We start from the raw sequence: 14,664 nt of genomic DNA, 5'->3' as shown, positions 1-14,664 counted from the left end.
AGTCTCATTAATACTTAGTCAATATGTCGAAAACTAAATATCATCCAGCATCCATCTTCTTCCATTGGCTTGTTGCGCTCCTCGTGGTGGCTGCCTTTGTAGTTATAGAACTTAAAGGGCAATTTCCCAAAGGAAGTGAGCCGCGAGAGCTATGCAAATCCATTCATGGCGTCATTGGACAGCTCATATTTATAGCCATGGCCCTTCGTCTGATGATTCGCTTCATTTATGGCGTCCCACAACCAACAAATCCAAAACCGCTATTTGTTTCCCTAGCCAAGGCAATGCATTGGCTGCTGTATACCCTACTCTTGATATCCCCAATCTTTGGCATCCTCTACTTTCAGTATGGCGGAAAAGAAATCCACTTCTTTGGCTTGGTATGGCCTCAGCTACTCACTCCTAATCTAGAGATGAAAAAAATGGTTGAGGGCATTCATGAGTTTCTAGGAAACTCACTCTATTTTTTAATTGGTATTCATGCCTTGGCAGGCCTGTGGCAACATTACGTTATAAAAGACGATACACTGCGTCGTATGCTAAATAAAGCGAATGTTTAAACTGAAGTTGGAGCCATAACTACATGAAGCCATTATCTAAAAAAGCCAAAATGGCAATAGGCTGGACAGTCTTGATGACTGTGGTGGGAACTGCCATGCTGCACCAGTGGCAATTTTTTGCTATGGGCTGCGCATCTCTTGCTTTATTGCTTGTAGCCAACCAATACGATCTATTAAAAGATCCCGAAGACAAAAAATAAAACCCGCCTAGTTAAGAAGCGGGTTTTATCAATCACTACCAAATATTTAATCTGCTCCCAATTTAATCTGCAAGAGTTGGGTAGTCTGTATAACCCACTTCCTGGCCGCCATAGAACGTAGCACGGTTATACGGATTAAGAGCGGCACCCTGCTGAAATCTTTCTGCCAAATCTGGATTTGCAATATAGATTCGGCCATAGGCCACCGCATCCGCTAAACCTTCCTCCAAGACCTTCTCGCCCATGACCTGGTCATAGCCACCAGCAGTAATGAATTTGCCTTGATACGCAGAACGGAACATCTCCGAGGTAATTGGAGCATCTTCCAACACTTGATCGCCACCACCAGCGCTCGTTGAGCGAGGCTCAATCATATGAACATAAGCTAAGTTATAGCCATTGAGCTTCGCAATTGCAGCAGTAAACAATGCTACTGGATCGCTATCACCCATATCGTTAAAGGTGCCATAAGGTGAAAGACGCACGCCAACTTTATCGCTTGGAAACACTCTGCTAACTGCCTCAATGACTTGGCCTAGTAAACGAAGACGATTCTCAATTGAGCCACCATATTCATCAGTACGTTGATTGGTTTTATCTTGCAAGAACTGATCTAATAGGTAGCCATTCGCTGAGTGAATCTCAATACCGTCAAAACCAGCAGCCTTGGCATTTTGAGCGGCCGCCTCAAACTCTTTAAGTAAACGAGCAATATCTGCTGTTGTCATTGCTGTTGGCGTTTCGTAGTCATGCAGTTTCCAATCTGCACCATAGGTTTGGCCTGCCGCGGCAATCGCTGAAGGTGCCTCTGGTGCACCCTGCTCTGGATGTAAAGAGGAGTGTGAAATACGGCCGACGTGCCATAACTGCGCAACAATCGAACCACCTTTGGCATGAACTGCTTGCACAATCTCTTTCCAGGCCGCAGTTTGCTCAGGAGAATAAATACCAGGAGTGGCTGGGTAACCTTTACCTAAAGGAGAAATTTGCGTAGCCTCAGTAATAATCAATCCAGCACTCGCACGTTGCGCGTAATAGGTCTTTGCCAATGGATTCGGTATATCACCCTCAACCGCACGCATTCTAGTGAGCGGCGCCATTACCAAACGATTTTTTAATTGGATGGACCCAAGGCTTACCGGAGTGAACATAATTTCTTTGCCTGACATTTGCTGCCTTTGATGTAAGTTATTAATAAGGTGGATGACTTTAACAAGGATTGCTAAATTTTGCTGGTCACTAATTAAACGAGATTAAGTTGCACCAAATTGCTCGCGTATGCAATCAGCCAGTGCATTGAATTCTTGTGTGTGCGCAGTGGATGGGCGCGCAACCAAGGCGATTACTCTTTTAGGGGCTGGCGCAGCCAACTCCTTTGCAACCAATTCAGAGTTATTTAATAGACTACTTTTCACTGCCATGCCCGGAAGCAAGGCAATCCCGAGACCGGACTCGACCATTTGCAATAAGGTCAACAAACTAGTTGCCTCCAAGCCTTCCGCCTTACGAATATCGGCGCGCTTACAGGCCTGCAAACTATGCTCCCTTAAGCAGTGCCCCTCCTCTAACAACAAAAGTCGTTCCGCCATCTTGGCCGGCAAGGTTACCTCTTTACCCTTCAATGCAGGATCACCCTCTTTAGCAACCAACCAAAAATGATCGTCAAATAATTCTTGAACCAGAAGACCATCCACGTCATATGGCAGCGCAATCAATGCAAAATCTAATTTGTGCTCGGCTAATCTAGACAGCAAATTTGCAGTGAGGTCTTCTCGTAGAGTCACTTTCAACTCCGGAAAACGTCTACGAATTTCTGGCAACACTGTTGGCAATAAAAATGGTGCAATGGTTGGAATAACACCTAAACGTATCGTGGCAGTCATAGGCTTACCAGTTGCGCCTGCATACTCCACCAAATCTTGAGATGCCGCTAAGATCAACTTTGCGCGCTCAAGCACCTCCAATCCAATCGGAGTAATGGATACATTCTGACGATCACGCTCTACCAAATGAATGCCTAGGGCATCCTCCAGCTCTTTTAGACCCGCACTCAGGGTGGACTGCCCAACGAAACAGGCTTGCGCCGCTCGCGTGAAATTGAGCTCTTTAGCCAAAGCTACGAAATACCCCAGCTGCCTTAAGGACGGTAAATAGGCCATTACGACTCCATTATCGAATAATTAGATAAATACTATCATAATGATTCATTGGACTGATAAATAAATAAGGCGCACACTGGGTACATGGTTGAGAATGCAGTAAAGAGGACTCAACAAACTGTAAGACTAAATAAAGGAATCAAAATGTCCCGTCCAGAAATCAAAACTATTCATAACTTGGAATCCGCTTTTGCTGGTGAATCCATGGCCCACATTAAGTATCGTTACTTTGCAAAATTAGCGCGCGCTGCTGGCGACGAAGAAACCGCAAAGATTTTCGAAGCGACTGCCGATCAAGAAGTGATGCACGCTTTTGGCCACTTAGATTTGCTCTACCCTGCTGGCACCATTACTCCTGCACGCGCATTAGAGATTGCTATTGAAGGTGAGACTTATGAGTACACCGAGATGTACCCATCGTTTCGTAAAACAGCTGAAGCAGAAGGTAATGATACTGCCGTGCAGGAAATTGATGAGCAAATTGCAGAGTCCAAAGAGCATGCCGAGCAATTTAAGGCTGTATTGACTAAAGCAGCGAAACGCTTCGCCGCCTTAGCAAAAGTGGAAGAGCGTCATGCCAACCATTACAAGCAGGCTTTGGAAAAAGCCAAGGTTTTTGCTGCTCAATAAGTGCGCTCCAGAAAGAATTAGAAATTAAATTTAAAATCAATGAACTATTTAAGGAATTAATATGAAATCTTATCAATGCATCGTATGTGGCTATATTTATGATGAAGCAAAGGGTATTCCGGAAGATGGCATTCCTGCTGGAACGCTCTGGGCGGATGTACCGGAAGACTGGGAATGTCCCGACTGTGGTGTCGCAAAAGCCGACTTTGAAATGGTTCAGATAAGCTAAAGCTACAAGTCACCCTTTTTTAACACTTTTACTTCTTTTACCCTTTCGCCATTTTGGAGAGCCCAGCTTTGGATCACACTAACCCTCAATCCCAATCCGCAATTGTCATTATTGGCAGCGGATTGGCTGGCTATACAGTCGTGCGTGAAATCCGCAAGCTGGATAAAACAGTTCCAATTACTTTAGTCACAAAAGAACCTGGTTATTTTTACTCCAAACCAATGCTCTCCACTGCTCTTGCTAGCAAGAAAGAGGCGGCACAATTAATCTCCACTCCAGCTGATGGCATGGCAACTCAACTCGAGATGACCATCCTCGGTGAATGTGAAGTGAACTCGATTGACTCTAAGTCTCAAGTTATCCAAACCAGCAAAGGCCCAGTGTCTTATGACAAATTAGTTATGGCTTTGGGTGCAGATCAGATTCGTTTGCCACTTCAGGGTAACGCTGCTAATGAAGTCATCACCGTCAATGATCTTGACGACTATGCACGTTTCCGCTCAGCCATTATTGGGAAAAAGAGAGTTGCAATCCTAGGTGCAGGTCTTATTGGATGTGAATTTGCTAACGACCTTGTATTGGGTGGCTATGCCGTTGATGTGATTGACCTTGCCCCACAGGCTCTTGGTCGCCTTTTGCCTGAAGCAGCAGCACTTGAACTGCAATCTAAATTAAGTGCTGCAGGTGTGAACTGGCATCTCGCCACAACCGTACAAGCGATTGATCGTCAGGGAGAATCCCTGCAAGTTACCTTGGCAAATTCCAGCACTATTTCTTGTGACGTATTTTTATCTGCTGTTGGTCTAAAGCCAAGACTGGAATTAGCAAAAGCTACTGGTATTAATACCGGTATTGGGATTCAGGTAAACCGCGAACTCGAAACCAACATTAAGAATATCTTTGCAATCGGTGATTGCGCCGAAGTTGATGGCTTGGTCTTGCCTTATGTAATGCCCATCATGCAAGCAGCAAGAGCATTGGCGCCAACCTTAATCGGACAAACAACTGCGCTTACCTACCCAGCCATGCCGGTGATGGTGAAAACTCCTGCCTTAGCTACCATTGTTTCCCCACCAGCCAAAGGCACTGAAGGCACATGGACCACAACCCCCATCGAGGGCGGCCTAGAAGCTCGCTTTGAGTCAGCAGACGGAAAGTTGCTGGGCTTTGTACTCATGGGAACAGCTACCGCACAACGCGGCGCCCTCACCAAGGAGCTGCCAGCTATTTTGGCTTAAATTCTCTTAGGCACGATTCAATTGAGCAAATAAAAAGGCCCGCATTGCGGGCCTTTTTAGCATAAAGCTAGTAGTGATTAAGAAACGATCACAAACCATGTAGTGTTGTGTGATTGAGCAACCATCAAGAACAACATTGGTACAGATAACAATGTGTTCAAACGGGATGTCAACATTGCAACGCGAGCAGATTTTGCTTTTACGTCAGCTTCAACAGCAACGATACCAAGAGCGCGCTTTTGATTTGGCCAAATGATGAACCAAACGTTGAAAGCCATTACCAAAGCAATCCACATGCCTAAACCAATTGCGCGGAACGGAGCCTGCAATGTGAAAGCCTGATGCAAGTAACCATTTAATCCGGCAACAATCAAACCAGTCACAACAGTAAACAACGCTGCATAACGGAACCAGAACAAAGCTGTTGGAGCAATTACTTTACCAATTGCAGGCTTTTGCTCATCAGGAATCTTTGGCATGGAAGGAATTTGCACAAAGTTGAAGTACCAGAGCAAACCAATCCACATTACACCGAACATCACGTGCAACCAGCGGAAAATGAATGGGAGTTCAGCAGAACTAAAGTTACCACCTAAAGCCAAGATGATGAGAGCGAGGAGGACAAAACCCGCAAATATGGTACGCCCTAAAGAGGTCAAGATTGAAGTCATATAGTTTTCCTAAGCATTAACAATTGAATTAAGCAAAATTTTGACTGGCAAAATCCCAGTTAACCAAATTCCAAAAGTTTTCCAAGTATTTTGGACGTGCATTGCGAGTATCAATATAGTAAGCATGCTCCCATACGTCGCATGTCAACAGCGCTTTAGCATCAGTAGTAAGTGGAGTTGCAGCATTACTAGTAGAAACTAGATCGAGACTACCATCCGCCTTTTTTACCAACCAAGCCCAGCCTGAACCAAAGGTTCCTACGGCACACTTTGTAAATTCTTCTTTGAACTTATCAAATGAACCCCACTTAGCGTTAATAGCATCGGCCAAAGGACCGGTAGGTACGCCACCGCCATTTGGCTTCATTCCAAACCAATAAAAAGTATGGTTCCAAACCTGTGCAGCATTATTAAAAACACCACCTGCAGATTTTTTAACGATATCCTCAAGTGAGGCATTTTCAAACTCAGTACCTTTGATTAAATTATTCAAATTAGTAACATAAGTCTGATGGTGCTTGCCATAGTGATACTCCAAGGTCTCTTTAGAGATATATGGGGCCAATGCATCAAGCGCATAAGGCAGCTGAGGTAAGGTATGTTCCATGTGTATTCCTTTTAATTACATCAAGCAAAGTTCGCTTAATTTTCGATAACTATAGACTATTCTGGGGTTTTTGTTTGAGCCAAGGAAAATGCCGGCAAAGGTCCTTGCCGGCATGAGTTTAATGGTGCCCACTACGATTTATTGAGCCGTCCAACCGCCATCCATATTCCAAGCGACGCCGCGAACTTCAGAAGCATCTGGCCCACAAAGAAATACAGCCAAGGCTGCCAACTGTTCTGGGCTGACAAATTCACCTGATGGCTGCTTTTCAGAAACCAATGCTGTTTTAGCAGCTTCATTGGAGATGCCTTCACGCTCCGCACGAGCATCCACTTGTTTTTGAACTAGCGGGGTTAACACCCAACCTGGGCAAATTGCGTTGCAAGTAATCCCTGTGCGTGCATTTTCAAGCGCAGTCACTTTAGTAAGTCCGACGATGCCATGCTTAGCAGCAACGTAGGCGGCTTTCTGGGTAGACGCAACCAAGCCATGTACTGAGGCGATATTAATAATACGTCCCCAGTTACGCTTTTTCATACCAGGCAATGCGTGATGCGTTGTATGGAATGCTGAACTCAAATTAATAGCAATGATGGCGTCCCATTTATCGGTTGGAAACTCTTCAATGTTTGCGGTGTATTGAATGCCAGCATTGTTGATTAATATATCCAGAGAGCCAAAGCGTTTTTCTGTTTGCTTGATGAGATCTTCAATTTCAGCCGGCTTGCTCATGTCTGCACTGTGATAATCAACTTCTACTCCACAGGCTTTAATTTTGGTGATGGCTTCATCTTTCTCACCAAAACCATTGACCATAATATTGACGCCCTGCTTTGCCAATGCAATAGCCATTCCCAAACCAATACCGCTGGTAGAGCCGGTTACTAGCGCAGTTTTACCTTTTAATGTGGACATATCTTTTACCGTATCAAGTTAACTAGAGGGCTTGTCATGCAAAATTGCCCCTGAAAACTGGATGTTACAGGAAGAAGTGGCCCACCTCGGAGGCGGATGCCCTATGGTGGGCTAAACCCAATAAAACTCAGATTTAATGACGCCAAGACGTCATACGTGTTTTTGGCTGAACAAAACTGATAGCAAGCACTGAAGATTTCTGCTCGTACTTATATCTTGAATCAAGGTGGGATACAGCAGAAATATTGCGCGGTTTAAATAAGATGTAACCAATGCCCTAGTTGATGCCAAAAACTATCTGGAACTAGAGTTAAAAGCCAAGTTAATGTAATGAAGCGCAATAACTTGCCGATGAACATATAAATCAGGCAAGGTTGCCAAGGAAGTTTGAGCCAACCCGCTGCCAGGCAAAGGGGATCACCCAATCCAGGCAACCAAGATAGTAGTAATAGCTTAGGGCCCCAATCTTCAAGCCAACGCTTCAAACGACTATTGCGAGGCTCATCCATTGCTTTAAAACTATTTCGCGCTATGACACCCAACCACCAGTCAACCATACCTCCTAGGGTGTTTCCAACAGTAGCGACCGTGATTGCCGCCCAAAATAAGTGTGGGTTTAGAGTGATATAACCAAAGAGGATAGGTTCGGAACCAGCCGGTATTAACGTCGCCGAAATAAATGAACTGAGGAATACCGCAGGCAAACCAACCGAGGGCATTCCAAACCATCCAAAAAAATGATCAAACATATGCTCCATCAGGTATTTGCTCTTGTTTTTTTGGATTTCATCAGTCTATTTTGCCCTGTTTTTACCAATCACCATGAATTTCAAATCTTGCTTAAACTAATGCCTAGACCTGCAAATTAACCATAAAACCTATAAATTGAGACTCTCATGAATCACCCTATTCCTAAGCCAGACCAATATCAAGAAATGCGCGAGGCCTTACGCGACCTCTGCGGATCATTTGATTCTGCCTACTGGCAAAAGATTGATCATGAGCGCGGCTATCCAGAGGCTTTTGTAGACGCTATGACAAAGGCTGGGTGGTTGGCCGCATTAATTCCAGAAGAATATGGTGGCTCTGGTCTAGGTCTTGCTGAAGCCTCAGTGATCATGGAGGAGATTAATTTTTCTGGTGGTAACTCAGGCTCATGCCATGGTCAGATGTACAACATGGGCACTTTATTGCGCCATGGCTCAGACATCCAGAAGAAACTCTATCTTCCAAAAATTGCTACTGGTGAACTACGCTTGCAAAGCATGGCTGTTACCGAACCCACTACTGGAACCGATACAACCAAACTCAAAACCACTGCAGTTAAAAAAGGTGATAAGTATGTAGTCAACGGTCAAAAGGTGTGGATCTCCAGAATTCAGCACTCTGACTTGATGATTTTGCTAGCACGCACCACTCCGCTCAGCGAGGTGCAACGCAAGTCAGAAGGTATGTCGATTTTTATCGTCAATCTTGCAGACGCTATTGGTAACGGTATGGAAGTAAGGCCAATTGCTAATATGGTGAATCATGAAACGAACGAAGTGTTCTTTGATAATCTTGAGATTCCCGCCGAGAACCTGATCGGCACTGAAGGTCAAGGATTTAAATACATCTTGGATGGCCTCAATGCTGAACGAGTTCTCATCGCTGCTGAATGTATTGGCGATGCTTATTGGTTTATTGATCGTGCCCGTCGCTATGCCAATGACCGTGTCGTATTTGATCGCCCTATTGGAAAAAATCAAGGAATTCAATTTCCAATTGCTGATAGCTATATCGAAACTGAAGCAGCTAACCTCATGCGCTTTAAAGCTTGTGAGTTATTTGATAACCATCAGCCCTGTGGCCCAGAAGCCAATATGGCCAAATACTTAGCCGCTAAAGCCTCATGGGAAGCAGCCAACGTCTGCCTTCAGACTCATGGTGGCTTTGGCTTTGCTAATGAATATGATGTCGAACGTAAGTTTAGAGAAACTCGCCTCTACCAAGTGGCACCAATTTCCACAAATTTGATTTACTCCTATATTGCCGAACATGTTCTTGGCCTCCCAAGATCCTTCTAAAGAAATCTTAATATGAGCATTCGCCCATTAGATGGGATTACCGTAGTCTCACTAGAGCATGCGATTGCAGCGCCTTTTTGCACACGGCAACTGGCAGATTTAGGTGCCAGAGTCATCAAGGTGGAGCGTCCCGGTGGTGGTGACTTTGCTAGAGGATATGACACGCAGGTGGATGGGCTCTGCTCTCACTTCGTTTGGGTAAATCGCTCCAAAGAAAGTTTGACTTTAGATCTCAAACAGCCAGCAGCGATTGCCACTCTCAAGACTTTATTAAAGACCGCTGATGTCTTGGTACAAAACCTTGCACCAGGTGCTGCAGCTCGCATGGGCTTGACTGCAGAAGTCTTGCAAAAAGAAAATCCAAAACTCATTCTGTGCGACATCTCGGGTTACGGCAATAACGGCCCCTACCGCGATAAAAAAGCCTATGACCTATTAATCCAAAGCGAAGCGGGATTTTTGTCGATTACCGGAACCCCCGAAACCCCCAGCAAAGCAGGCAATTCAATTGCCGATATTGCAGCAGGTATGTATGCCTATACCAATATCTTGGCGGCCCTATTGCAAAGAGGTAAAACAGGCAAAGGCTCAGTGATCGATATCTCGATGCTCGAATCTCTGGGCGAATGGATGAACTTTCCAATGTATTACGCCTACAAGGGTGCAGAGCCACCCCCAAGAAATGGCGCATCTCATGCAACCATTTACCCTTATGGCCCCTTCAAAGCAGGCGATGGTAAGACCGTAATGCTGGGACTTCAAAATGAACGTGAATGGGTGCAATTCTGCGAGACTGTATTAGAGAATCCAGCCCTAGCAAAAGATGAGCGCTTTGATCGTAATTTCAAGCGCAATGAAAAACGCTCTGAGCTATTAGAGATTATCGATACCTGCTTTAGCAAACTGACTTCCGAGCAACTCATAGCTAGACTTGAAAAAGCACAAATTGCAAATGCCCATCTCAACGATATGGAAGGTCTTTGGAAGCATGAGCAGCTAAAAGCGCGGAATCGCTGGACTGAAGTTGATACTCCCAATGGCGCTATTGCCGCCCTATTGCCCCCTGGCCTTAACGATAGTTACGACTATCGCATGGACCCCATTCCGGCGGTTGGGGAACATACTGATGCCATTCTTAAAGAATTAGGCATGGCAGAGTCTGATATTGCCAGTATGCGCGCTAGTGGAGCGATTTAAAGTAGTGGCGAAGTAAGGTGCGCTGCGTTCTCAAGATAGCGACGCCATGCTGGTCGTTTTGCCCAAACCTTAGGATTGACATAATCAGATTGCGCCAAATAAGATTCAATTAACTTTTCTAGCTTGGCGCAAAAATCGACGTTGTAAACAATTAAGCTGATTTCAAAATTGAGTCGCAAACTCCGCTGATCAAAATTGACTGACCCAAAGATCGCAATCCGCTTATCAATCAATAAACTCTTTGTATGCAGAAGGCCGCCATGAAACTCCGCTATCACCACACCTGCATTCATTAAATCCTCATAGAAGCTCTTGCTACTCCATGCAACTAGCGTTGAGTCATTTAGCTTTGGAACGATCAAGGTAACCTTTACTCCCCTTGCAGCAGCGGCCATTAAAGCCTGAATCAAGCCATCATCAGGACCAAAGTAAGGCGTGGTAATTGTCAACTCTTCGCGTGCATCCATGATGGCGGAAAGCAGGACCTGATACAAAATATCATCACGATAAACCGGACCAGAAGAGAATTCTTGGGCTAAAGCACCGCCCTCATGAGGCGACGCAGGCGGCTCACGATCTTTGAAATTGGTAATACTAGGGTCATCAACACTCCAGTCAAAAGCAAAGGTCAATTCGAATTGCGCGGCCACCGGCCCCTCGATGCGAACCATGGCATCAACCCATTCGCCCACACCAGAATCTTGTTTAAAGGTCCGCGGATCCACCAAATTCATGCTGCCAGTCCAGACTGTCGCACCATCAATTACAAAGATTTTGCGGTGCAGACGTAAATCGGCACGGCGGAACTGAAAGCGGCCAATCTGAATCGGCAAGGCTTCGGTTACCTTAATACCGGCAGCACGAAAACGCGCTGGCCATGAAGATTTAAACCAATTCTTGCTACCTAAAGAATCCAGTAAAACCTGGCAAGCGACACCCCTCTTAGAGGCTGCAATTAAAGCATCGCAGACTCGATCGGCATCGCCGCCCAAGGCCCAGATATAGAACTCTAGATGCAAGCTCTTTTTAGCTTGATTGATCTCATCGATAAAGTTTTGCAGAATTTTGAGTGAATTCGTGTGTAACTCGATCTTGTTACCAGCAACTACTGGTGAGCCATTTTTAGATTCAGCTAAAAGACTGAGAGCCCTACCTTCGACTGGTAACTTTTGCCTATCGGCCACATACTCTTGACGCATTATCTCTGTAATTTTTTCGTACTCACGATTCATGCGAATAATCTTGCGAGTAAGCTTTCGTCCTACTGGACGCTCACCAATCAGAATATACAAGGCGATACCGACGACAGGCAACAAGATCACAATTAAAAACCATGCGAAAGCTACGCCAACTGGTCTTCTTGCTGAGATTAAGTGAATCCCAAACAAAAATACAATGAGCACATGTGTAATCGGAACCCATATCAACGATAAACCAAAAAGAGATCCAAAAATAAACGACAAAATATTCATACAAGTTCCAATTCGGCAGTAATGCCTAGATGATCTGATAGCTTAAGCCATTCATGCAAAATTTGTGCAGAATGAATTTTGAGTCCGCGGACGTAGATGCGGTCCATAGGGAGGAGTGGTTTCACACTCGGAAAAGTTTTAGCAGGTGACCCAGTAAGAACCTCGAACACTTCATCAAATCCAGCAGCCTTCATAGGAGCACTCACGCGATTGCGCCAATCGTTAAAGTCTCCCGCCACAATCGTGGGCCCGTTTTGAGTTAAATCCTCGATATGTCCAATGATTGCCTCTAGCTGGCGCTCTCTGCCTCGCTCGAAGAGCGCCAAATGGACACAAAAACAATGAATGGGCGTATCCATGCCATCCAGTTTTGTAACGCTATGCAATAGCCCGCGACTCTCAAAACGATATGCTGATATGTCGTAGTTATTTCCCTTTTGCTGGAGATGTTTGGAGAGGATGGCATTGCCATGATGACCATCGCGATATTCGACATTCTTTCCATAATGCCAGTCACGCCAAAAGTCTTCAGAGAGAAAGCGCGTCAATTCCGTCAGAGGCCATTGACTGAAACGCCGAATCCTCCCTCGATGCTCTTGCTGCAACTCTTGCAAGAAAAGGAGGTCTGGATGTTGACTGCGCATTTGTTGGCGCAACTGATAAATCGTGGAGTGTCGATGTAAAGGCGATAAACCTTTATGGACATTCATGCTCAATACCGTGAAACGGTTTGTTTTATTGGACACCATTAAAACTGCCCTGATGCACTTTGACGCCGAACTCGCGCCAAGTAGATTTCACCTTCAACCAAATCCTGACACTGCATACACTTATTACATATTGAGGCTTGCTCGCGCAACTCATCAATTGAGTCTATCGGGTGAGCATCCAAATACTCACGCAAATCTACGTCGAGGACCTCATTACAGAGGCAAACTACTTCAGCCATAGGTCGAAAATAGGGTAATCAATCTCATTACAGCCATTTTGCCATTGCCTTGATAGAATCAAGCGCATGTTAAAAGCTTTTCAAGACGCCCTTTCCTTGCTTGCCCACCTAGATGGAGGAGTTTTGGGGATTGTCTTGGTTTCATTGCAGGTTAGCCTGACTGCTCTTCTCATTGGAACGCTCCTAGGACTCCCCATTGGTGCCCTTTTGGCCACAGAGCGCTTTACAGGCAAAAAAACAATTATTGTGACCCTCAATACCTTGATGGGAGTGCCAACCGTCATTGTTGGCGTCTTGGTTTACCTCATGCTATCTCGTACAGGCCCTCTTGGCATGTGGGGCTGGCTATTCACAGCTAAGGGCATGATTGTTGCCCAAACTCTGCTGACAACCCCCTTAATCGCGGCCCTGAGCCGCCAAATCCTGGAGGACTCCTGGAAGATTCATCGCGACTCCTTTTTAAGCCTCAGATTGCCACCACTCTCCCGTTTTAAGTGGCTGATATGGGATTGCCGCTTCTCATTAACGATTGCCGTCCTTGCTGGCTTAGCTAGAGCTATTTCTGAGGTTGGAGCAGTCATGATCGTTGGCGGCAATATTGATCACTCCACCAGAACGATGACAACTGCCATTGCCCTAGAGACCAGCAAAGGTGATCTTCCATTGGCCCTGGCATTAGGGATAGTTTTGCTTGGCATTGTTTTGCTAGCTAATCTATTTACTTTTGCAGTTCGTCAAATTGCAGAGCGCCGTTATGGTTAATAAGGTCGCAACTGCAGAGGGCTTTGAAAAGTTTATTGAACTCAAGGACATTATCGTCAAGAGTAATGGCAGAATCATTCTTAATATTCCGCATGCCGTCATTCCAACAGACAGAATCACCGCTTGCATTGGACCCAATGGGGCTGGTAAAACGACCTTCCTAAAACTATTGGACGGACTCATTACACCCGATAGTGGAGCAGTGAGTTACTCCTTCAAAACAAAGACTGCATTAGTCTTGCATCACACGCCCATGATCAAGGCATCGACGGCAACCAATCTAGGGATGATTCGTGATGCCGATACAGCTATAACTAATGAGGACATAGAAAAAGTAATTGAGCAAGTTGGCTTAAGTACATTAGCTAATAGCCCGGCCCACAAGTTATCCGCTGGCGAAAGACAAAAGCTTTGCCTTGGTAGAGCCATTCTTCAAAAGCCTAATTTGGTATTACTGGATGAGCCCACCGCCAATTTAGACCCTAACACTACCGAACAAGTAGAAGATTTAATCCGTCAATTTGACCAACAAGGTGCTGATGTTATTTTTTCATCGCATCAGCTAGCTCAAGTTCAAAGACTTGCTGAGCACATCATCTTTATCGACCAGGGCGAGATAAAAGAAAAGGGACCCATAGGCCCCTTCTTCAGCAATCCTCAAACGTCAGCAGCTAAACGCTACTTACAGCAAGAGTTGCTAAACGACTAATTACTTGGCTGCAGGTGCTGCAGGAGCTGCTGGAGCTGGAGCTGCAGCAGCAACTGGCGGAGTGAATGGTGGTGGCACTGCACATGCAGCAGGCGCTGGGGTTCCAGAAACTTTAAAACGATCAGCAACCCGGTTTTGAGCTTGGCAAAGTTGATATGCGCCAACCTTATCGCCATAAGCAGTTTTTGCCTTAGCCAAAGCTGCAGCTTCGGCCTGCTCAGGAGTTAACGGCAGCAATGTAGCAAATACTGAGGAAGCAGCAAATGCGCAGAATATAAAAGCTATGATCTTTTTCATGGC

19 protein-coding genes are annotated in these 14,664 nt (G+C 45.3%); 9 read left to right on the top strand and 10 right to left on the bottom strand.

Annotated elements, in window-relative coordinates; genetic code table 11:
• The first annotated feature begins 23 nt into the window (after positions 1–23).
• Both ICN18_RS07705 and ICN18_RS07700 read left to right on the top strand, forming a co-directional pair.
• Entirely contained in the window at positions 24–560 is a 537-nt protein-coding gene (locus tag ICN18_RS07705) for a cytochrome b (RefSeq protein ID WP_216189938.1), read from the top strand.
• Between the two features lie 23 nt (positions 561–583).
• On the top strand, positions 584–760 hold the full coding sequence (locus tag ICN18_RS07700) for a hypothetical protein (protein WP_216189937.1): 177 nt from the start codon (positions 584–586) through the stop codon (positions 758–760).
• Positions 761–822: 62 nt separating this feature from the next.
• Here ICN18_RS07700 and ICN18_RS07695 read toward each other — a convergent pair whose 3' ends face one another.
• Complete coding sequence (locus ICN18_RS07695; RefSeq protein ID WP_216189936.1) at positions 823–1,929, bottom strand: alkene reductase; 1,107 nt, start codon at positions 1,927–1,929, stop codon at positions 823–825.
• 84 nt (positions 1,930–2,013) lie between these two features.
• Positions 2,014–2,919, bottom strand: a complete 906-nt coding sequence (locus ICN18_RS07690) for a hydrogen peroxide-inducible genes activator (RefSeq protein WP_216189935.1) — start codon at positions 2,917–2,919, stop codon at positions 2,014–2,016.
• Positions 2,920–3,063: 144 nt separating this feature from the next.
• On the opposite strand from ICN18_RS07690, the gene ICN18_RS07685 reads away from it, so the two are divergent.
• The 3 genes from ICN18_RS07685 to ICN18_RS07675 all read left to right on the top strand — a co-directional run bounded on the left by ICN18_RS07685 (position 3,064) and on the right by ICN18_RS07675 (position 5,016).
• Positions 3,064–3,549, top strand: coding sequence for a rubrerythrin family protein (locus ICN18_RS07685; RefSeq protein ID WP_216189934.1), 486 nt, complete (start codon positions 3,064–3,066; stop codon positions 3,547–3,549).
• A gap of 61 nt (positions 3,550–3,610) precedes the next feature.
• Positions 3,611–3,778, top strand: coding sequence for a rubredoxin (locus tag ICN18_RS07680; protein ID WP_216231545.1), 168 nt, complete (start codon positions 3,611–3,613; stop codon positions 3,776–3,778).
• Positions 3,779–3,846: 68 nt separating this feature from the next.
• Entirely contained in the window at positions 3,847–5,016 is a 1,170-nt protein-coding gene (locus tag ICN18_RS07675; RefSeq protein ID WP_216189933.1) for an NAD(P)/FAD-dependent oxidoreductase, read from the top strand.
• Between the two features lie 77 nt (positions 5,017–5,093).
• Here ICN18_RS07675 and ICN18_RS07670 read toward each other — a convergent pair whose 3' ends face one another.
• From ICN18_RS07670 to ICN18_RS07655, 4 genes are all read right to left on the bottom strand, one after another.
• Positions 5,094–5,687 carry a urate hydroxylase PuuD gene (locus tag ICN18_RS07670; protein WP_216189932.1) on the bottom strand — a complete coding sequence of 198 codons (594 nt, stop codon included), beginning with the start codon at positions 5,685–5,687 and terminating at the stop codon, positions 5,094–5,096.
• 28 nt (positions 5,688–5,715) lie between these two features.
• Positions 5,716–6,294, bottom strand: a complete 579-nt coding sequence (sodB, locus tag ICN18_RS07665) for a superoxide dismutase (protein WP_216189931.1) — start codon at positions 6,292–6,294, stop codon at positions 5,716–5,718.
• 138 nt (positions 6,295–6,432) lie between these two features.
• The gene (locus ICN18_RS07660; RefSeq protein ID WP_216189930.1) at positions 6,433–7,209 is read right to left on the bottom strand and encodes a 3-hydroxybutyrate dehydrogenase; all 777 of its coding nucleotides are present in this window, start codon (positions 7,207–7,209) and stop codon (positions 6,433–6,435) included.
• 254 nt (positions 7,210–7,463) lie between these two features.
• On the bottom strand, positions 7,464–7,958 hold the full coding sequence (locus ICN18_RS07655) for a YqaA family protein (protein ID WP_439650820.1): 495 nt from the start codon (positions 7,956–7,958) through the stop codon (positions 7,464–7,466).
• Between the two features lie 147 nt (positions 7,959–8,105).
• Between ICN18_RS07655 and ICN18_RS07650 the strand changes: the two genes are divergently transcribed.
• Both ICN18_RS07650 and ICN18_RS07645 read left to right on the top strand, forming a co-directional pair.
• Positions 8,106–9,275, top strand: a complete 1,170-nt coding sequence (locus ICN18_RS07650) for an acyl-CoA dehydrogenase family protein (protein ID WP_216189928.1) — start codon at positions 8,106–8,108, stop codon at positions 9,273–9,275.
• A gap of 12 nt (positions 9,276–9,287) precedes the next feature.
• A complete protein-coding gene (locus ICN18_RS07645; protein WP_216189927.1) occupies positions 9,288–10,472 on the top strand; it encodes a CaiB/BaiF CoA transferase family protein in 1,185 nt (394 codons plus the stop codon).
• On the opposite strand, the gene cls is transcribed toward ICN18_RS07645, so the two are convergent.
• From cls to ICN18_RS07630, 3 genes are read right to left on the bottom strand one after another with little or no spacing between them, the layout of a single operon-like run.
• The gene (gene cls, locus ICN18_RS07640) at positions 10,469–11,944 is read right to left on the bottom strand and encodes a cardiolipin synthase (protein WP_216189926.1); all 1,476 of its coding nucleotides are present in this window, start codon (positions 11,942–11,944) and stop codon (positions 10,469–10,471) included. The two genes, ICN18_RS07645 and cls, sit on opposite strands and share 4 nt — an antisense overlap.
• Positions 11,941–12,693, bottom strand: coding sequence for an endonuclease/exonuclease/phosphatase family protein (locus ICN18_RS07635; protein WP_216189925.1), 753 nt, complete (start codon positions 12,691–12,693; stop codon positions 11,941–11,943). Before ICN18_RS07635 ends, cls begins: the two co-directional genes overlap by 4 nt.
• Positions 12,693–12,893 carry a (2Fe-2S)-binding protein gene (locus tag ICN18_RS07630; RefSeq protein WP_216189924.1) on the bottom strand — a complete coding sequence of 67 codons (201 nt, stop codon included), beginning with the start codon at positions 12,891–12,893 and terminating at the stop codon, positions 12,693–12,695. Before ICN18_RS07630 ends, ICN18_RS07635 begins: the two co-directional genes overlap by 1 nt.
• 66 nt (positions 12,894–12,959) lie before the next feature.
• Here ICN18_RS07630 and ICN18_RS07625 point away from each other — a divergent pair, with 66 nt between their 5' ends.
• Positions 12,960–13,655, top strand: coding sequence for an ABC transporter permease (locus ICN18_RS07625; protein WP_216189923.1), 696 nt, complete (start codon positions 12,960–12,962; stop codon positions 13,653–13,655).
• Entirely contained in the window at positions 13,648–14,364 is a 717-nt protein-coding gene (locus tag ICN18_RS07620; RefSeq protein WP_216189922.1) for an ATP-binding cassette domain-containing protein, read from the top strand. The genes ICN18_RS07625 and ICN18_RS07620 overlap by 8 nt, the downstream gene beginning before the upstream one ends.
• Here the strand turns inward: ICN18_RS07620 and ICN18_RS07615 are convergent, their stop codons facing one another.
• On the bottom strand, positions 14,365–14,661 hold the full coding sequence (locus ICN18_RS07615; protein WP_216189921.1) for a hypothetical protein: 297 nt from the start codon (positions 14,659–14,661) through the stop codon (positions 14,365–14,367). It abuts the gene before it with no gap.
• Positions 14,662–14,664 lie beyond the last annotated feature (3 nt).

The sequence above is a fragment of the Polynucleobacter parvulilacunae genome, from assembly GCF_018881715.1.
In the GTDB taxonomy this organism is placed as follows: Bacteria; Pseudomonadota; Gammaproteobacteria; order Burkholderiales; family Burkholderiaceae; genus Polynucleobacter; species Polynucleobacter parvulilacunae.
This window is presented reverse-complemented; position numbering and strand designations above follow the sequence as displayed.